20 protein-coding genes are annotated in these 17,023 nt (G+C 59.9%); 10 read left to right on the plus strand and 10 right to left on the minus strand.

Annotation, left to right across the window (positions count from 1 at the left end; genetic code table 11):
- Window positions 1-44: 44 nt before the first annotated feature.
- Genes FEU76_RS07270 through FEU76_RS07285 form a run of 4 tightly spaced genes read left to right on the plus strand, consistent with a single transcriptional unit; the run spans window position 45 to window position 3,541 of the window.
- Window positions 45-716: a CoA pyrophosphatase gene (locus FEU76_RS07270; RefSeq protein WP_096922554.1), complete on the plus strand. Its 672-nt coding sequence runs from the start codon at window positions 45-47 to the stop codon at window positions 714-716.
- On the plus strand, window positions 713-1,381 hold the full coding sequence (locus FEU76_RS07275) for a 2OG-Fe(II) oxygenase (protein WP_144981718.1): 669 nt from the start codon (window positions 713-715) through the stop codon (window positions 1,379-1,381). Before FEU76_RS07270 ends, FEU76_RS07275 begins: the two co-directional genes overlap by 4 nt.
- Before the next feature lie 4 nt (window positions 1,382-1,385).
- A complete protein-coding gene (locus FEU76_RS07280) occupies window positions 1,386-2,915 on the plus strand; it encodes an ATP-binding protein (RefSeq protein ID WP_260851370.1) in 1,530 nt (509 codons plus the stop codon).
- A complete protein-coding gene (locus tag FEU76_RS07285) occupies window positions 2,915-3,541 on the plus strand; it encodes a response regulator transcription factor (RefSeq protein ID WP_144981724.1) in 627 nt (208 codons plus the stop codon). Before FEU76_RS07280 ends, FEU76_RS07285 begins: the two co-directional genes overlap by 1 nt.
- Window positions 3,542-3,544: 3 nt before the next feature.
- Here the strand turns inward: FEU76_RS07285 and FEU76_RS07290 are convergent, their stop codons facing one another.
- Entirely contained in the window at window positions 3,545-4,504 is a 960-nt protein-coding gene (locus FEU76_RS07290) for a L,D-transpeptidase family protein (RefSeq protein ID WP_144981727.1), read from the minus strand.
- A gap of 445 nt (window positions 4,505-4,949) precedes the next feature.
- Between FEU76_RS07290 and FEU76_RS07295 the strand changes: the two genes are divergently transcribed.
- Entirely contained in the window at window positions 4,950-5,357 is a 408-nt protein-coding gene (locus tag FEU76_RS07295) for a PRC-barrel domain-containing protein (protein WP_039176482.1), read from the plus strand.
- A 245-nt stretch (window positions 5,358-5,602) separates the two neighbouring features.
- Here the strand turns inward: FEU76_RS07295 and FEU76_RS07300 are convergent, their stop codons facing one another.
- From FEU76_RS07300 to FEU76_RS07310, 3 genes are all read right to left on the minus strand, one after another.
- A complete protein-coding gene (locus tag FEU76_RS07300) occupies window positions 5,603-6,025 on the minus strand; it encodes an OsmC family protein (protein ID WP_039176488.1) in 423 nt (140 codons plus the stop codon).
- A 100-nt stretch (window positions 6,026-6,125) separates the two neighbouring features.
- Window positions 6,126-6,956 carry a flagellar motor protein MotB gene (locus FEU76_RS07305; RefSeq protein WP_084123741.1) on the minus strand — a complete coding sequence of 277 codons (831 nt, stop codon included), beginning with the start codon at window positions 6,954-6,956 and terminating at the stop codon, window positions 6,126-6,128.
- Window positions 6,957-6,960: 4 nt separating this feature from the next.
- On the minus strand, window positions 6,961-7,743 hold the full coding sequence (locus tag FEU76_RS07310; RefSeq protein ID WP_039176490.1) for a MotA/TolQ/ExbB proton channel family protein: 783 nt from the start codon (window positions 7,741-7,743) through the stop codon (window positions 6,961-6,963).
- Between the two features lie 204 nt (window positions 7,744-7,947).
- Between FEU76_RS07310 and FEU76_RS07315 the strand changes: the two genes are divergently transcribed.
- Complete coding sequence (locus tag FEU76_RS07315) at window positions 7,948-8,853, plus strand: DMT family transporter (RefSeq protein WP_039176491.1); 906 nt, start codon at window positions 7,948-7,950, stop codon at window positions 8,851-8,853.
- Here FEU76_RS07315 and FEU76_RS07320 read toward each other — a convergent pair.
- From FEU76_RS07320 to FEU76_RS07345, 6 genes are all read right to left on the minus strand, one after another.
- Window positions 8,807-9,655, minus strand: coding sequence for an MOSC domain-containing protein (locus tag FEU76_RS07320; RefSeq protein WP_144981730.1), 849 nt, complete (start codon window positions 9,653-9,655; stop codon window positions 8,807-8,809). The genes FEU76_RS07315 and FEU76_RS07320 overlap by 47 nt on opposite strands.
- Before the next feature lie 64 nt (window positions 9,656-9,719).
- The gene (gene gntR / locus FEU76_RS07325; protein WP_016914579.1) at window positions 9,720-10,715 is read right to left on the minus strand and encodes a gluconate operon transcriptional repressor GntR; all 996 of its coding nucleotides are present in this window, start codon (window positions 10,713-10,715) and stop codon (window positions 9,720-9,722) included.
- Between the two features lie 78 nt (window positions 10,716-10,793).
- Window positions 10,794-11,324, minus strand: a complete 531-nt coding sequence (locus tag FEU76_RS07330) for a gluconokinase (protein ID WP_144981733.1) — start codon at window positions 11,322-11,324, stop codon at window positions 10,794-10,796.
- Between the two features lie 12 nt (window positions 11,325-11,336).
- Window positions 11,337-12,617, minus strand: coding sequence for a TRAP transporter large permease (locus FEU76_RS07335; RefSeq protein WP_039176503.1), 1,281 nt, complete (start codon window positions 12,615-12,617; stop codon window positions 11,337-11,339).
- A 5-nt stretch (window positions 12,618-12,622) separates the two neighbouring features.
- Window positions 12,623-13,249: a TRAP transporter small permease gene (locus tag FEU76_RS07340; protein ID WP_039176506.1), complete on the minus strand. Its 627-nt coding sequence runs from the start codon at window positions 13,247-13,249 to the stop codon at window positions 12,623-12,625.
- A 66-nt stretch (window positions 13,250-13,315) separates the two neighbouring features.
- The gene (locus FEU76_RS07345) at window positions 13,316-14,392 is read right to left on the minus strand and encodes a TRAP transporter substrate-binding protein (RefSeq protein ID WP_144981736.1); all 1,077 of its coding nucleotides are present in this window, start codon (window positions 14,390-14,392) and stop codon (window positions 13,316-13,318) included.
- Between the two features lie 309 nt (window positions 14,393-14,701).
- Here FEU76_RS07345 and FEU76_RS07350 point away from each other — a divergent pair, with 309 nt between their 5' ends.
- The 4 genes from FEU76_RS07350 (at window position 14,702) to FEU76_RS07365 (ending at window position 16,988) form a co-directional block, all read left to right on the plus strand.
- Entirely contained in the window at window positions 14,702-15,151 is a 450-nt protein-coding gene (locus FEU76_RS07350) for a MarR family winged helix-turn-helix transcriptional regulator (protein WP_039176513.1), read from the plus strand.
- 112 nt (window positions 15,152-15,263) lie between these two features.
- The gene (locus tag FEU76_RS07355) at window positions 15,264-15,689 is read left to right on the plus strand and encodes an organic hydroperoxide resistance protein (protein ID WP_039176517.1); all 426 of its coding nucleotides are present in this window, start codon (window positions 15,264-15,266) and stop codon (window positions 15,687-15,689) included.
- Window positions 15,690-15,873: 184 nt separating this feature from the next.
- Window positions 15,874-16,734: a glutathione-dependent disulfide-bond oxidoreductase gene (gene yghU, locus FEU76_RS07360; protein ID WP_144981739.1), complete on the plus strand. Its 861-nt coding sequence runs from the start codon at window positions 15,874-15,876 to the stop codon at window positions 16,732-16,734.
- A gap of 23 nt (window positions 16,735-16,757) precedes the next feature.
- Window positions 16,758-16,988: a DUF2798 domain-containing protein gene (locus tag FEU76_RS07365; protein ID WP_016914587.1), complete on the plus strand. Its 231-nt coding sequence runs from the start codon at window positions 16,758-16,760 to the stop codon at window positions 16,986-16,988.
- Window positions 16,989-17,023: the final 35 nt, after the last annotated feature.

Here is a 17,023-nt window from a genome sequence, read left to right on the forward strand (position 1 = left end):
TCGTCATGGCTGGGTAAAAGAGAACAAAGTCACGGGAATCCCCTATGTTAGAGAAACTGCGCAAACAGCTGCAACTGCATACGCCTCAACGGCTGGACCACGTTACTCTGCCAGAGGCCGCCGTCTTGATGCCCATCGTCGAGCGGCCGTCGCCGACGCTGCTGTTTACCCGCCGCGCGGGCCACTTGAATACCCACAGCGGCCAGGTCGCTTTCCCCGGCGGCAAGCGCGAAGCCACCGATGCAGACCTCTACGCCACCGCACTGCGGGAGGCTCAGGAAGAGATTGCGCTAGCACCGCAGGCAGTGCAACCGCTGGGGCGCCTGTCCGATGTGATTTCGCTGCACGGGATACGGGTCACCCCCTGGGTAGGCCTGATCCCCCCCGACCTGCCATTGGTGGCAGACCCGGCGGAGCTGGATGCCATTTTCGAAGTGCCGCTCAGCCATTTTCTGGAGGACCAGCGCACCCATACCGATGTCATCACCGTGGATGGCGTCGCTCACTACGTGCCCAGCTACCGAGTAGACAGCCACGTGATCTGGGGGCTCTCGGCCATGATGCTGGTGGAGCTGCTGGCCGAAGGGTTCGGCATGGACATCGACCTTTACCGCCGCCCGGCCGGCGCCTTGCGCCACTACCCCGAAAGGCGCTCTCCTCAGCGCCCAGCCGCCGTCAATCGCAACGACAAGCCAGTCACGAGACACACCAAATGATCGCTCCCATGGACACCCGCCCCCATGCCCTTGCCCCAGAGGCCCACGTGGCCCTGGTCGACGCCCTGGTGGAACAGGGCTGGTACGTGGGCCGGGGGGTCATCGACCCGGCCCTGTGCCAGGCGCTGCAAGGCGAGCTGCTGCATCTGGCGGCCCACGATGCGCTCGATGAAGCAGGCATCGGACGCGGTCAGCAGCACCTGCTGCGCAAGGATATTCGCGGCGACGCCATCCACTGGCTGGACCGTGAAAGCGAAGCCCAGCGGCACTATCTCGATGCCATGGCCGAGCTGCAGCGCTCGTTGAATCAGGCGCTGTTTCTTGGCCTGTTCGAGTACGAGGCGCATTTTGCCCACTACCCTGCCGGGGCTTTTTACCAACGCCATCTGGACAGCTTTCGCGGGCGGGCCAATCGTGTCATCTCGACCGTCGGCTACCTTACCCCCGACTGGCCCGCCGATGGCGGAGGCGAAATGGTCATCTACGACCCCGATGACCCCAGCCGGGAAGTGGCCCGGGTCGTGCCCGAAGCGGGAACGTTCGCCTGCTTTTTATCGGAAACCATTCCCCACGAAGTGCTGCCCACGCGCCTGCCGCGCACCAGCATTGCTGGCTGGTTCCGCCGCAATGCCTCGCTGGGTGGCGTGCTGGACCCCGCGCGATAACGCCATGACCACGCCGCTGGAAGCCCGCCTGCAAGCAGAAATCGCCTCGTTGCAGGCGCGCAATGCCGCCCTGGAAGAGGAGAAGCGCCACTACCAGTGGCTGGCGGAAAGCACCACCGACCTGATCTCTCGGCATGCCCGAGACGGCACGTTTCTGTATGCCTCTCAAGCCGCCCGCGACCTGCTGGGGTACGCGCCCGAGGAGTTGATTGGCGTCTCGGCTTATCAGCTCTTTCATCCCGCCGACCTGAGCGCGCTGCTCAACAAGTCGCCACGGGTTTATTACCATGATGGGTTCTACCAGCAGACCTATCGCTTTCGCGCCAAGGCGGGCCATTACGTGTGGTTTGAAACCACCAGCCGGACCCGACGAGACGCCGACACGGGCGAGCTGCTGGACATTCTCTGCGTCTCCCGGGATGTGGGGCGTCGCATCGAAGCCGAAGCCACCCGGGAGCGCCTGGCAAAGGTGGTCGAGTCCACCACCGACTACGTGCTGTTTCTGGGGCCTGACCAGCGGGTATTCAGCGCCAACGAAGCCGCTCGGCGCTGCCTGGCGCTACCCACCGAGGCCCTGCAAGTCCCCTTGGACACCGTGTACTCCTGCGAGTCGCTGCGGCTGCTCCGGCAGGTGGTTTTTCCTGCCGTCGAGCGTTACGGTTCCTGGAGCGGCGAGCTGGAGATACGTGCGCCAGATGCCCTGCTGCCCGTGCTCAGCGTCGTGTTGGCCCACCGCGCTCAGGGCGCCGAACCCGGCCACTTCGCGCTCATCAACCGCGATATCAGCGCGCGCAAGCAGGCCGAAGCGCAGGCGCGCCGCCATCAGGAACAAATTGCTCATGCCAACCGGCTGGCGGCCGCGGGTGAGCTGGCGTCCAACATTGCCCACGAGTTGAACCAGCCGCTGGGCGCCATCGCCAACTACGCCAGCGGCGCGCTGATGCAGTGCCAACAGCAACCTGCCCCCTCTGCCGAAGCGCTGCGCCTGCCGCTGGAACGTATCAACCAGCAGGTCGAACGCCTGGCGCAACGTTTGCGACATCTGCGCAGCTTCGTACGCAAACGCAGCCATCGTGTGTATCCGGTCGCGCTGGCTCCGGTGATCGAGGCGGCCTGCCAGCTCTGCGAGTGGCAGTATCAGCAGGCTGCCATTCCTTTGCAGCGCCAGCTACCCGACGAACTCCCCAGGGTCTACGGCGACCCCATCGCGCTGGAGCAGGTGCTGGTCAACCTGCTGCTGAATGCGCTGACCGCCAGCCGCGACATGCCCGACCGCCCTGGCGTGGTGATCACCGCGCGACCCAGCGGGCATCGGCAGCTGACCCTGAGCGTTGAAGACCAAGGGCCAGGCGTGCCCGACACCCAGCGCCCGCATATCTTCGATGCCTTTTACACCACTCGGGACGATGGGCTGGGCATGGGCCTGGCCATCAGCCGAACCCTGCTGGAAAGCATGGGCGGCGCCCTGACGCTTCGCGACTGCCCCCAGGGCGCTTGTTTTGAAGTACTGCTACGTACGGAGACAGACGTTTGATGGAACCGCCCCTTTCCACCATTGCCGTGGTCGATGACGACACCGCGCTGCGCGAATCGCTGGTATGGCTGCTGTCGTCGGTCGGCCTGACTGCCCAGCCCTTTGCCAGTGGAGACGCGTTTCTGGCGGCCCAGCGCGATCACATAGCCGTCCTGCTACTGGATGTGCGTATGCCCGGCCTCAGCGGCCTCCAGGTACAGCAGGCGCTGTTGGATCAACAGGACACCCTGCCGATCATCATGATGACCGGCCACGGCGATGTTCCCATGGCGGTGGCCGCCCTGAAAGCCGGGGCGTTCGAGTTCATCGAGAAGCCCTTCAACCACCAGCAGATCATCGAAATCGTGCAGCGAGCCCTGGAGCACGCTCGCCAACGGCATCAGGCCCAGGCGCAAGTGGCTAGCCTGAAGGCACGCTACAGGTCGCTCAAGCCGAAAGAGCAGCAGATCATGGCCCACGTGGCACATGGGTTGACCAACCGGGAAATTGCCGAGCAAATGGAGGTGAGCCCTAAAACCGTGGAAGTCTATCGGCTGAGGGCCATGAAAACGATGCAGGCGGGCAATGTGGCAGACTGGGTGCGTCAGGCGGTAGCGCTGGGCCTGGTGGCTGCGCTACCGCCCTGAGCCTTAGCTGAGAGGTACGATTTGACCGTTGGCTTCTTCGAGCACGCGGCTGACCTGCTCGTAGTTGGCACTGCCTTGGCCGTTATGCTCTTCGATCAGGCCAATCACGTTCAGCAGAGTGTCCATGCCGAATGCCTGCTCGTCGGTGGAAGCAAACGCCTGAATATAAGCATTGCCCTGCTCGCCCCAGCCCAGCTTGATAGGGGCATCGATGATATTGACCTGGGTACCGACGGGCACACGCCAGAAGATCGACTCGATGTCGTCCCCGTGCATCCTGATGCAACCTCGGCTGGCCCGCATGCCGATGCCGTCCGGCTGGTTGGTTCCGTGAATCAGATAGCCCGGTATATCGAGCAGGATGGCAAACTGCCCCAACGGGTTATCCGGGCCGGGGGGGACGACGGCAGGAGGTGGGTCGCCCCGTTCGGCCGCCTCGCGACGGATGGATGCAGGCGGGTACCAGGCCGGGTTTTCGAGTCGCATGGTGGTCTTGGTGATACCCAGAGGCGTGTTGTAGGCATCACGCCCAATGCCGATGGGGTAGGTCTCGACCACGGCTGGCTCGCCGGACGCCACCTCGGGGTAGTAGTAGAGGCGCAGTTCGGCGACGTTGATCACGATACCGGTACGCGGCGCGTCAGGCAGGATGAACTGGCCGGGGATGGTCACCTCGGTACCTTCGCCGGGCACCCAGATGCTGACATCCGGGTTGGCCATGCGGATCTCCTCGTAGCCCACGTTGTGAGCCCGGGCGATATCCAGCAGCGTATCTTCATTACTGGCCGTGACCGTGTAGTTCTCGCCGACCATGTTACCTGTTTCGGGCAACAGAAAGTGCCCCTTGGGAAGTTCGCTGGCACTGGCCAACGCACTGGTCATCAACAGCCAGGCACTGACCGCCAGGCTGCCTAGACAAGAGCGTTTGAGTCGCCGGTCGGCAGGGTGATGCGTCGTCGTCATGGGTTCTCCTTTTTTACGGTTAATATGCCGACTGGCTACCGATGGGTCAATCCGACAGACTGTCGCATGGGCAGGGGCTCTCGACCCGCCCATGCCTCTTTTTTAAAGTCGACTCATGACAAAAAGATGGCCATTCATCTTGCAAAACATTATAGAGCGTCTACCTTGATAAGTGTCTTGACGCAGTGACGCGCAAGATGAAACATCGCTTTTTCCTTAACATCAACGTTTATTAAAACATCGTCTACATTCGTTTTGATCTAACGTTAACCACATGGGAAATCGCATCAGGAGTAACGTTGATGGTGTGCGTTATCGGAATAGCGCAAAGCAGTCACAGGCTGCTTTTATCAAGCCATGTTGCTTGATGGACCATGAGCGTTAATTTGTTTAGACACCGGTGCAACCACACAGTGTCCTAATGCAAGCGCAAGGAGCAATAGCCATGAAAATGATCAAACCTGCTTTCCTCGGTACGTTGATGGTGCCTGCTTTCATGTTTGCCGCTGGCTCGGTCAGCGCTCAGGAAACCATGGGAGCCGAAGCCACCTACCTGACCGCGGCACCTGAAAACACGTTTCACGCTGATTCGCTGACCGGCAACAACGTGAAAAGCACCGTGGAAGATGATGAGGATATCGGCACCATCTCTGACCTGATCATCGATGAAGATGGTCAAATCCAGGCCGTTGTCGTTGGTGTAGGCGGATTCCTGGGCATGGGTGAGAAAGATGTTGCCATCGAGTGGGACTCTCTTGAGCTCACCAAAGACGATGATGGCGACGACTACGTCATTCGCGTCAATGCATCACAAGATGCACTGGAAGCTGCCGAAGAGTATGAGCGTAACTAAACGCTGATCTTCGCAAGCAATAGAAAAGGCCTTGGCTACTGCCAAGGCCTTTTTAGTATGAAAGCATCAATATCAATATCAATATCACGACACTTTATCGACATCACTCAACTTTCAAGGCAACGAACAACACTTTCCAGCAGGGCGCCAACCCACGACTTTCCATTACCGCTTTATATAAAAACCACATCATCAAAAGCAAAAAAGAAGTACTTGGCGCCCACTACATAACGTAAGTTATCAAATCAGCCTTTCAACTTGGCCGTCATGGTAATATCAGCATTCAATACCTTTGAAACAGGGCAGTTAGCTTTCGCTGTTTCTGCTGCTTCTTTAAAAGCCGCTTCGTCCGCTCCGCTCACCTGGGCTTCTACTTCGAGATGTATTTTCGAAATATCGAAACCGCTTGAGCCCTGTGACAGCGTTACGCGTGCTTGTGTATCGATGGACTCGGCCGTGTAGCCCTTTTCGCCAAGAATCATGGAGAGCGCCATGGAGAAGCATCCGGCATGGGCAGCACCGATCAGCTCTTCTGGATTGGTGCCCGGCGCACCTTCAAAGCGCTGTTTGAACGAGTAGTTGGCGTCCAGCGCTCCACTCTCGGTGGATACATGGCCTTGGCCGTCTTTCAGGCCACCTTCCCAACGTGCGCTTGCTTTACTATCCATTCTGTTCTCCTTTCCCAGGGTAGTTCGCTAATGGCGAACTGAGCGCAAGATAGCGCTCAGCCTTTTCAGGGTAGCTGATTTCTCCGGGGCTTGCCGAATGTCACGGCGTGATATCACCCGAGGACTCGCTGGTCATCGCCGCCAACTCGACAGGCGCACTGGCATCGATGAGCAGTTCCACACGCCGGTTGGCAGCCCGACCATCTACCGTCGTATTACTGGCTACCGGTCGTGTTTCGGCAAACCCCTGGATGATCAGACGTTCAGGTGCCATATTGCCGTCTTCGATCAATACATTGGCCACGGAGGCAGCACGCATGGCGGAAAGATCCCAGTTGCTGCGAAACTGCGCCGTACGGATAGGCACGTTATCGGTGTGCCCATGAACCGATAGCGTACCGGTCAACCCGCTGATGAGGCTGGCGAGCTCCACCAGGAGGGAAGCAAATGCGGGCGTCACGTTGGCCGTCCCCGAGCCAAAGGTGCCATTTTCGGCGATTCTGACGATGACTCGCGCCTCCTCCACTTCAATTTCCACGACCCCTTCGGGTAGCGCAGTCGCCAGCAGCGCCTCGATGCTGTTGGCGACTTGCAGGCTACGCTGTCGCTGCTGATTTTCCAGCACGGTGCGCATGGTTTCCAACTGGGGCTGCTGCTGTTGGGTGCGCTGGCGCACCTCTTCTATCAAGGTGCGGTCAGGTGTTGCCGGGGAGAAGTGCTGCATGACCGCACTGGTGCCCATGGGCACCTGCATCGCCTCGATATCCCGCTGCACCCCAAACGCCTGTGACAGCGACTCGGCCACGCGCCGAAACTTTTGCGCATCGATTTCAGCAAAGGAGAGCAGCAGCACGAAAAAGCACAGCAGTAGCGACATCAAGTCCGCATAGGTCACCATCCAGGCGGGTATGTTGCTCTTTTTTTTAGCCACCGGCCTATCCCCGCTCGCCGGCTGTCTTGCGTTCGTCGGACTCTACGCGATGCTCGGGCGGCAAATAGAGGGCCAGCATCTGCTCCAGCACGCGAGGGTTCTTGTCGCCCTTGATGGCCAGCAGCGCGTCGATCCATAGCTCCTGCATCTTGGCTTCCTGATTCATGCGTACCCACAGCTTGTCAGCGATAGGATTGGCAAACATGGTGGCGATCATCGCGCCATACATGGTGGTCAGTAGCGCCACGGCCATGGCAGGCCCGATCAGTGACGGGTCGCCCATGTTGGAAAGCATCTGCACCAGCCCTACCAGGGTACCGATCATGCCCATGGCCGGAGACACCTCCCCCAGCGCTGAAAACACCTGGCCTCCGGCCTCGTTGCGCTCCAGTGTCAGCAGGCGCTCTTTTTCCATCATCTCCTTGATCATATCGGCGCTGAAGCCATCCGCCAGCATCTGCAAACCCTGTTTGAGAAAAGGCGAGCTGACTTCACGGCTTTCCAGCGCAATCATGCCCTCGCGGCGTGACACTTTGGCCAACTCCACGAGTTCGTCGATGCTGTCCTGAATGTTGGGGAGCTGAAACTTGAACGCCCGAGCCGCCGCCTTGAGCGCGAACTTGAACTGGGTAATGCTGAACTTGGCCAGCACCACGAACAGACTTCCCCCCACGACCAGCAGTAGCCCAGTAGGGTTCATGAATACCTCGGGCGAGGTACCCAGCATCACAGAAGCCCCTACCAGTACAGCAGCACCCACAAGACCAATCAGCGTCGCGAGATCCACGGTGTATCCTCAGTGTGTCAATATTAGCCACCAGCATTCGCTGAGACAGTAGAGTCCAAACTTCCAAGCGTCAACGCCAAAACCATGACGCCGCTGGTATTGACAAACCAGATTGCTAACCCCTAAGGCGTATTCGCATTTACTCATGTTATGGTTATGCTGAGCGGTTGCTCTCCACGCTGGTGCTCATTTCAAGGAACTGCCATGTCAACAGCCGACGCGCTGCGCTTAATACTGCTCTCTTCGTTATGGGGGCTTTCATTTATTTTCATGCGCGTGGCGGCACCGGAGTTCGGCTCCGTCCCCTTGGTGTGGATACGCATGACCATTGGTGCCCTGCTGCTCGTGCCGCTGCTGCTGAGCCTGCACTACGCCCGGCTGATCTGGCAGCATAAAGGGCCGCTACTTCTGCTGGGCGTGGTCAGCCATGTGCTGCCCTTTTCCCTGCTGGCACTGGCAACCACGCGCCTGGAAGCAGGGTTCACCTCGCTGCTCAACGCCACCACGCCTATTTTTACCGCGCTGCTGGGGGCGGCTTTTTTTGCCACGCCCGTGAAGCGCCAGCAATACCTGGGGCTGACGTTGGCGCTGGTGGGAGTTTATGTGCTGTCGGCACATCGTCTGGACTTCAGTTTGGGGGGAGATGGCTGGTTCATCGTGGCCGTGCTGGGTGCCACCTTCTGCTATGGGGTCGCGGGCAATTATTCGAAAACCCGGCTGGGCCATTTGCCCACGCGGGTACTGGCCGCGGGCAGCAGCGCCATGTCGGCGCTCGTGCTGCTGATCCCCGGACTGCTGCTATGGCCCAGCGAGCCCATCAGCACGCTGGCCTGGGGTAACGCCTTGGCCCTGGCGGTGCTGAGCACCGCCGTGGCCTTTCTACTTTATTTCGGACTGCTGGCCAGCGCCGGGGCCACCGCCACGTCCACGGTCACCTTTCTGGTGCCGGTGAGCGCGCTGCTGTGGGGCTATCTGCTGCTGGAAGAAACGCTCTCGCTGCAGGTAGTGCTCGGCATGGTGATTACGTTGATGGGCACCGCCGTGGCCACGGGGCTACTGCGCTTCAAACCTCGCGTGGTAATGCCTCTACGGCGTCCCCCACACGAATAGTGGCGCCCTGCCCCTTGGTCAGCGTGGCATTCTGGCCAAAAAAAGCGCCTTTCAGATGCGGCTGGGTATTGAGTGACAGCAGCGTCTTGAGTGGCTCGCCTTGGGCAGGGACCGCACCGGTCTGCTGATCCACAGTGGTGATCTTGCAGCGCTGGCAAGGCTTGCGCAGGGTGAGTTCGATACCACCAGTGGGTACTCGCAGCCCGGCCCAGCGGTCTTCCGCCCAAGCGGTGGCACACTCCACCACGATGTTGGGCCGAAACCGGTTCATGGGGATGGGAGATTGCCCAGCAGCCACCAGCGCCTGATTGAGCGCATCCAGCGAGCCGGTGGTGGTAACCAGGAAAGGGTAGCCGTCCGAGAAGAAAGTATCCGCGCTGTCGCCCGCCAGGAAGTCTGCTTCCACGGGCCGTGGAAAATCGCTGGCAAAGCGCACCAGACTCAAGCCCCGGGCCGTATCCCCCAAGGCAGCCTCCAGCCATCGAGAGACTTCCTCGCCTTCCGGGTGCGCCTTGCAGTGATCGTTCCAGACGGTCACTTGACGCAGATCACCTTGCGGCTCATCCAGTGAAATGGCGATAGGCGCCATCGAGGGGTGCGATAGCACCAGCGAGCGCTCATCGAGAGCCACGCCTATGGTGGCCAGAGCGGGCAGCTGACGCTGGGTGACGAAACGCTGCTGCGCATCGACCAGCATCCAGCGCCGATCCCAGGCCAACCCGTGGGTGTAAAGCTCGCTCTGTTGCAGGTCGATCCCCTTGAGCGACTTGACCGGATAGACCGTCAGTTGAGTGATGTTCACGGCAGCCTCATTTGAAGAATAAAAAACAGCGGTGACTAGACACAGCCCACCTCACACAGACTACCTATAGCGTATCGCCTGCTTCGATACGGTAGCCCAGGTCAATGACGGGCTGGTCCACTCCTTCGCCACGGATACGTGCCAGCAGGGCCTGAGCCGCCCTTTCGCCGATGGCTTCGCGGGGAGTCACGACGCTGGCCAGACGCGGCGTCATGGCCTGCCCCACATCATGACCGTGAAAACCGGCAATGGCCATCTGTTGGGGGACGGCAACTCCTTGGCGCAGGCATTCGAAGTACGCCCCCACCGCCACGTCATCGTTGGTGCAGAACACCCCATCCGCCTGAGGGTAATCCTGCTGAATCTGTTGCATCAATGCAGCGCCCACGGTGTAAGAGGAGCGCTGGCTACGCTGCAAGGTGACGGGTGATAGCCCATGCGCCTGCATGGCCTGTCGATAGCCTTGCTCACGCTGGCGCGTCCGCTCATCGAGACGCACGGCCAGATAGAGAATGTGGCGGCGGCCACGCCGGATCATCTCGCTGACCATTTCGTAGGCGGCACTCACGTTGTCGTACCCGACGGCCTGCTGAAGCGGGGGGCGATGGGTATCCATGATCTCCACGATAGGAATACCCGCGGTTTCCAGCATGCGCAAGCTGCGCGGCGTATGGTCTCGATCCGAGAGAATCACGCCATCGACATTATAAGAGAGCAGCGAGGCCAGGCTACGCTCTTCGAGCTCGGGGCTGTAGCCGTAGTGGGAAAGCATCAGATGATAGCCCGCAGGCTCGGTATACGCCTCGATGCCCACGATCACGTCGGCAAATACCTGGTTGGTCAAGGAAGGAACCAGCACGCCAATGGAGTGGCTCGTGGCCCGCGACAGCAGATCCGGCGCCCGGTTGGGAATGTAGCCAATCTGCTCCGCGGCACTGAAGATACGCTCGCGCAGCCCTTCCGAGACCGCTTCCGGGTCGCGCAGGCAGCGGCTCACGGTCATTTTGGTGGCGCCAACGCGGTCGGCGATGTCTTGCAAGGTGGGGCGTTTTTTCTTCAATGGCGTCACTGCCTGATATCGTGGATGGGCACGGGTCTTACCATAACGAATCCTGCGACCCGTCGCCTATCCCTTCCTTTAGCTTGACGAGCGCTGCGGCTGCGAGGATAGCGTGGCACAAAAGCGCTCGACAATCACGCGAGGCGGCAGCTCAATCGACAGCGTGACGGCCTCATCGGCCAGCGGCGGCTCCAGGTCCGCCAGCTGGCTGGCCAGCATGTCATCCCCCTTGAAGAAGTGGCCGGCACGAGTGGCCAGCCGCTCGCGCAGCACATCGGGCGTACCCTTCAGGTAGAGGATACGCAGGTCACCATCGCCCTGCCGCAAGCGGTCGCGATAACGCCGTTTGAGCCCGGAACAGGCAACCACTACCGAGGCATCCCGGGTGCGATAGCTTTGCAGCAGGGCCGATAGCGTTGCCAGCCACGCCTGACGGTCGTCGTCGTTGAGCGGCGTACCGCTGGCCATCTTGGCCACGTTCGCGGCACTGTGATGATCATCTCCATCGATGAACGTGGCCCCCAGCGAAGACGCCAACTGCTGGCCAATATGAGTCTTGCCGGAGCCCGAAACCCCCATGACAAGAATACGCTGTGAAGTGCTCGTCACGCTGCTCTCCTGTCAGTTGCCGCGCACGGCGGTCAAGTTGGGTAACCATGTCACGATCCCGGGGAAGGCAATCAACAGCACCAGCACCACCAGCAGCGCCGCGTAATACGGCAACATGGCCTTGACCAGCGACTCCATCGACACCTTGCCCACGCCACACCCCACGTACAGGCAGGTGCCTACCGGCGGTGTCAGCAACCCGATACCCAGAACGAAGGCCATCAGAACGCCAAAGTAAGCCGCGTCCACCCCCACCGAGGTCACGATGGGCGCCAGCATCGGTGCCATGATCACCATGGCGGGCGTGAGATCCATGACGAACCCGACCAGCAACAGCAGCGCCGCCACGATCAGCAGCAGCAGGAAAGGCTCCTGGGTAATCGCCTGAACCTGACGCACCAGCGTCTGGGGCACCATGTTGATGGTCAGGAACCACGCGATCACGGTGGCAAACGCCAGCAACATCATGACCATGCCGGTCAATCGGGCAGTGCGAATCAGCATGCCGCCAAGCGCTGCCAGCTTGAACTCCCGATAGACCAGCAGGGAGATGGCCAGCGAATAGAGCAGCGCCGCCACGGCCGCTTCCGTGGCCGTAAAGACGCCGCCAATGATGCCGCCAATCACGATCACCGGCAGCACCAGTGCCAGCCAGGCCGCCTTGAACGCCTGCCACAGCACGTCCCAGCGGAACTGGCGCACGCCACCGCCCTGCCGAGAGGCCAGCAGGAACGTCGTCACCATCAGCGCACCGCCAATCAGCAGCCCCGGGACGATACCGGAAATGAACAGGCGACTGATCGAGGTTTCCGTGACGATACCGTAGAGAATCAAAGGGATGGAGGGCGGGATGATGATCCCGATCACCGACGAGACCGTATTGATCGCCGTGGCATCCGCTGCGCTGTAGCCCTGCTGCTTCATGGAAGGAATCATCATGGAGCCGGTCGCCGCCGTGTCCGCCACCGCCGAGCCACTGATTCCGCCGAAGAACATCGAGCCGGTGATGGCCACCTGGCCCAGCCCACCACGCATGAAGCCGACGAGCGCCCCTGCCAGCTCCATCAGGCGCCGCGCGATGCCTCCCTGGCTCATCACTTCGCCCACCAGAATGAAGAACGGAATGGCCAGCAGGGGAAAGCTGTTCACGCCCCGGATGGACTGCTCGATCATGATCGACAGCGGAATGTCCGACAGTATGGCCATGACCAGTGCCGCCACTCCCAGCCCAAAGGCAATAGGCAGGCCCATCACGATGGATGCGAACAGGATCGCCAGAAAAATCCATAACATAGTGGTTACTCCCCCACAGAATTGGTGGATGGGTCGCGCGGCGCGAGCACCAGGCGCAAACTGACCCATAGCCGCCACAGCGACACCGCGGCAATGAAGATCACGCACAGCACCAGAGACAGGCTGACCCAACTGAGCGGCACGCCCAGAATGGCAGAACGACCACTGGAGCGAGACAGCACCTGATACCCGCCCCACACCATCACCAGCATGAGCCCCGTGATGATCAGGTGCTGAAGCGCATACAGCAGATGCGCCAGGCGCAGCGGCAGGCGGCGCACCAATGCATCCACCGCAATATGCTCATAGCGCGCAAAGGCCGCCGCCGCACCAATGAAGACCAGCCAGATGAACAGCATGCGCGCCAGCTCATCGACCCAGGGAAGCGAGTGATTGAACAGCGAGCGCCCCACCACGTTGCTGGATACCGAGACGATCAGCGCGACCAGAATGGCGCCGATCAGATACTCCATGCCCAGCGTGATCCAGCGAAACAGGGCGGGCCCCTGAGCCGCATCGGTGTCGATTTCCAGGCACCGTCGGTTAGGGTCGTCCAGATAGGTCGAGGGGTCTGTCGGGTCAGGCGTTGCCAGCACAGGCTCGGCTTGGGGAGTATGCGAGGGGGATGTCATAAAAGCTCCTGGGGCACTATCGAATCGGGCAGGCCACTGGCCTGCCCGAAAACCCACGGCAATGGCTTACTGAGACGTATGGTCTGCCACGATCTGCTGAATTTCAGCAATCAGGTCTTCCCCGATACGCGGTGCCCACTGGGTGTAGACGGGCTGAACGGCTTCCTGGAAAGCGGCCAGCTGCTCATCGTCCAACCGAGTGATCTGCATGCCACGCGCTTCCAACTGCTCACGAGACCAGTCGTCGTATTCGGCAGAGAGCTGAATTTCATACTCGGCAGACTGACAGGCAGCTTCCAGCACCAGTGCCTGATACTCCGGCGCCATGCGGTTCCAGGTGCGCTCGGAGAGCATCATGATGAATGGCGTATAAACGTGGCGCGTTTCCGTGCCGTAATCCTGCACTTCGTTGAAGTTCGAGGTCAGGATGGTGCTCCAGGGGTTCTCCTGGCCATCCACGACGCCCTGTTCCAGCGCCGAGAACAGTTCACCAAAGGCCATGGGCGTCGGGTTGGCGCCCAGCGCTTCCCAGATGGCCAGATGCACCGGGTTCTGCATGGTGCGCACGCTCAAACCGCGCACGTTGAGGCCCGCCACGTCGTCAGGGGTCGCGACCGGGCGGGCGCTGTTCGACAGCTGGCGGTAGCCATTCTCGGAAAACGTCAGCGCTTTCAAGCCAGTGCCTTCAAAAGCATCCAGCATGTTCTGGGCCGCATCGCTCTGCATGACGGCAATGGCGGCTTCACGGCTGGGCAACAGGAACGGCAAATCGAACACCGACAGCGCCTGCACGTAGCCGGTCGTGGCCGAGCTGGAAGGGTAAGTCATGTCCAGCGTTCCGGTCTGCAGCATCTCCATCATCTGCACGTCATCCCCCAATTGGCTATTGGGGAAGACATTGACGGTAATCCGACCATCGGTACGCTGCGCCAGAATCTCGCCGAAATATTGGCTGGACAAGAACTGCGGGGAGGTTTCGGACAACCCGATACCCATGCGCAGCGTATGGCTACCATGGTCTGCCAGAACCTCGCCCTCGATGGCGGGCGGCGCGGAAAGCTCCGGGCCTTGTGCATGCGCCATGCCAAAGGTCAGAGTGGTGGCGCCCAAAAGGGTCAATGTGCTACGCCAAATCGTTGTCATCGTTGTTTCTCCACGCAGAATTGTTGTTAGTGGCCGGGTTGTGCATGGCCAGTTTTTGAAGGACCAGTGCTTGAATGACCAGGCTGCCGAGCGATGCGGTAGCTCGATGGCTTGCCGATAACGTGTGTCAGGCCAGAGGCTGTTTGTTACCGGTAACATCGAGTGTATGAAGGCTAGCGGCGGCCTCTGAGCGTGTCAAAACAAATATGGTGATTTGCGACCAACGTCTAGGGTTTGTCTAAAAAGTCAGATAGTAAGTAGACGCTGGGCGCGATACATTACCTTTCACGTCAACACCTCGGAGAAGACATGACAGAACTTGAGCCCTGCAACGAACTGGAGCTGGACCAGCAGCTCTGCTTCGCGCTGTACTCAACGTCGCTGATGATGACCAAAACCTACAAGCCACTGCTCAAGGAGCTAGGGCTCACTTACCCGCAATACCTGGCCATGCTGGTGCTCTGGGAAAACGATGGGATTACCGTAGGTACATTGAGCAAGCGCTTGCTTACCGATCCGGGTTCGCTCACTCCGCTGCTCAAACGGCTGGAAAACGAGGCGTTGATCAAACGCCAGCGCAGCACCCAGGATGAGCGTGTGGTCGAGCTGTTGCTGACCGACAAGGGCCGCGCGCTACGCGCCCAGGCGCAGCATATTCCGGGCTGCATCATCAAGGCCAGCGAACACTCTGCCGACGCCTTGCGTGAGCTGAAAGACGACTTGATTGCGCTTCGTCAGCGCCTGCAGTCGGACCAGTAAACGCGAATGACACTGTCTTTTGAGTGACTCCATATTTATCTTGTGTGCAAATTAAAATGGCGCTAAATTAAAATCTCTTTTTCCAAACTCGCTCATACCCTTGGAGACGCCCATGTCTATCGAAACCATTGCTTATCGCGCCCATGCCCACGCTACTGGCGGCCGCGAAGGCCACGCCAAATCTTCTGACGGCGCTCTGGATGTCAAGCTGAGCACGCCGAAGGAACTGGGGGGCGCTGGCGGTGCTGGCACCAACCCGGAACAGCTGTTTGCCGCAGGCTACTCCGCCTGCTTCCTGGGTGCCTTGAAGCACGTTGCCAGCCAGGAGAAGGTAAAGCTGCCTGCAGACACACAGATCGATGGCAGCGTGGGTATTGGTGCCATTCCTACCGGGTTTGGCATCGAAGTGGAGCTCAAGATCAGCCTGCCGGGCCTGGAAAAAGATGTTGCGCAGTCGCTGGTCGATAAAGCCCACATCGTGTGCCCATACTCCAATGCCACCCGTGGCAACATCGACGTCACTCTGACATTGGTGTAAATGCTTGAAACGCCTCTGGCCTGTCTCTCGCAGGTCAGAGGCAGCCTGCCCCCCTTCTCCCAGCGTTGCCTTTGTTCTGCCCTTGCCATTTAATTAACTCGCTAACGACATACCCTTGTAGCCAGGCTCAAGCGCCCCAATAGATTCACTACGACAACGCATGACCGCTAAACGCGAGGACCTCATGAGCGATCCAACCTATACGCCGCCCAAGGTATGGCAATGGGAACCCGGCAACGGTGGCAAATTTGCCAACATCAACCGCCCCGTCGCAGGTGCCACCCACGATAAACCTCTACCCGTCGGCAAGCATCCGCTGCAGCTTTACTCGCTGGCCACGCCTAACGGCGTCAAGGTCACCGTGATGCTCGAAGAGCTGCTGGAAAAAGGCATCACCGACGCCGAATACGATGCCCACCTGATTCAGATCGGTGAAGGCGACCAGTTTGGCAGCGGGTTCGTGGAGGTGAACCCCAATTCGAAGATCCCGGCACTGATGGACCATAGCGTTCAGCCACCCCAGCGGGTCTTCGAGTCAGGGGCCATCCTGCTCTATCTGGCCGAAAAATTTGGTGCCTTTCTGCCCAGCGACCCCGCCAAGCGTACCGAATGCCTTTCCTGGCTGTTCTGGCAGATGGGCAGCGCACCGATGCTGGGCGGCGGCTTTGGGCATTTTTATGCCTATGCGCCGGAAAAGTATCAGTACCCCATCGACCGCTACACCATGGAAGTGAAGCGCCAACTGGACGTACTCGACCGTCACCTGGCAGACAACCGTTATATGGCGGGCGACGAATACACGATTGCCGACATGGCGATCCACCCCTGGTATGGCGCACTGGTCAAGAACCGTGTGTATGAGGCAGCCGAATTTCTGGAGGCCCACACCTACACCCACGTGCTGCGCTGGACCGAAGAGATCGATGCCCGTCCCGCCGTGCAACGAGGCCGCATGGTCAACCGCACCTGGGGAGAACCCCATGAGCAGCTTCATGAACGCCACGATGCCAGCGACTTCACTGAAAAAACCGAAGACAAGCGTTAATTCGCGTATCAGGAAAACGTACGATGTTCGATCCGAAATACGCCCAGCTGATATTTTCATGCCTCATGGCGCTGTTCATGTCATGCATCATGTCGCTGGTGATTACGCTGTATAACGTGGGACTCGTGGATGGGATCGTGATGATTTGGCTCAAAGCGTGGCTGTTTGCCTTTGCCGTCGCGCTGCCGGTGATCAATCTGGTCTCCCCTATCGTGCGACGGCTGGTGAAGCTGCTGATCAAACAGCCACGCTAAGCGTCGACTCACGAAGAGACCCATAAAGGCAACGG

It is taken from the genome of Halomonas sp. C22, from assembly GCF_007655045.1.
In the GTDB taxonomy this organism is placed as follows: domain Bacteria; phylum Pseudomonadota; class Gammaproteobacteria; order Pseudomonadales; family Halomonadaceae; genus Vreelandella; species Vreelandella hamiltonii.

Excerpts from the sequence above, each read along its gene's own strand:
- FEU76_RS07335 (WP_039176503.1), bottom strand. The coding sequence starts at position 12,617 with ATGTTATGGATTTTTCTGGCGATCCTGTTCGCATCCATCGTGATGGGC.
- FEU76_RS07280 (WP_260851370.1), top strand. The coding sequence starts at position 1,386 with ATGACCACGCCGCTGGAAGCCCGCCTGCAAGCAGAAATCGCCTCGTTG.
- FEU76_RS07355 (WP_039176517.1), top strand. The coding sequence starts at position 15,264 with ATGTCTATCGAAACCATTGCTTATCGCGCCCATGCCCACGCTACTGGC.
- yghU (WP_144981739.1), top strand. The coding sequence starts at position 15,874 with ATGAGCGATCCAACCTATACGCCGCCCAAGGTATGGCAATGGGAACCC.
- FEU76_RS07275 (WP_144981718.1), top strand. The coding sequence starts at position 713 with ATGATCGCTCCCATGGACACCCGCCCCCATGCCCTTGCCCCAGAGGCC.
- FEU76_RS07350 (WP_039176513.1), top strand. The coding sequence starts at position 14,702 with ATGACAGAACTTGAGCCCTGCAACGAACTGGAGCTGGACCAGCAGCTC.
- FEU76_RS07315 (WP_039176491.1), top strand. The coding sequence starts at position 7,948 with ATGTCAACAGCCGACGCGCTGCGCTTAATACTGCTCTCTTCGTTATGG.
- FEU76_RS07290 (WP_144981727.1), bottom strand. The coding sequence starts at position 4,504 with ATGACGACGACGCATCACCCTGCCGACCGGCGACTCAAACGCTCTTGT.
- FEU76_RS07285 (WP_144981724.1), top strand. The coding sequence starts at position 2,915 with ATGGAACCGCCCCTTTCCACCATTGCCGTGGTCGATGACGACACCGCG.
- FEU76_RS07365 (WP_016914587.1), top strand. The coding sequence starts at position 16,758 with ATGTTCGATCCGAAATACGCCCAGCTGATATTTTCATGCCTCATGGCG.
- FEU76_RS07295 (WP_039176482.1), top strand. The coding sequence starts at position 4,950 with ATGAAAATGATCAAACCTGCTTTCCTCGGTACGTTGATGGTGCCTGCT.
- FEU76_RS07270 (WP_096922554.1), top strand. The coding sequence starts at position 45 with ATGTTAGAGAAACTGCGCAAACAGCTGCAACTGCATACGCCTCAACGG.
- FEU76_RS07345 (WP_144981736.1), bottom strand. The coding sequence starts at position 14,392 with ATGACAACGATTTGGCGTAGCACATTGACCCTTTTGGGCGCCACCACT.
- FEU76_RS07300 (WP_039176488.1), bottom strand. The coding sequence starts at position 6,025 with ATGGATAGTAAAGCAAGCGCACGTTGGGAAGGTGGCCTGAAAGACGGC.
- FEU76_RS07340 (WP_039176506.1), bottom strand. The coding sequence starts at position 13,249 with ATGACATCCCCCTCGCATACTCCCCAAGCCGAGCCTGTGCTGGCAACG.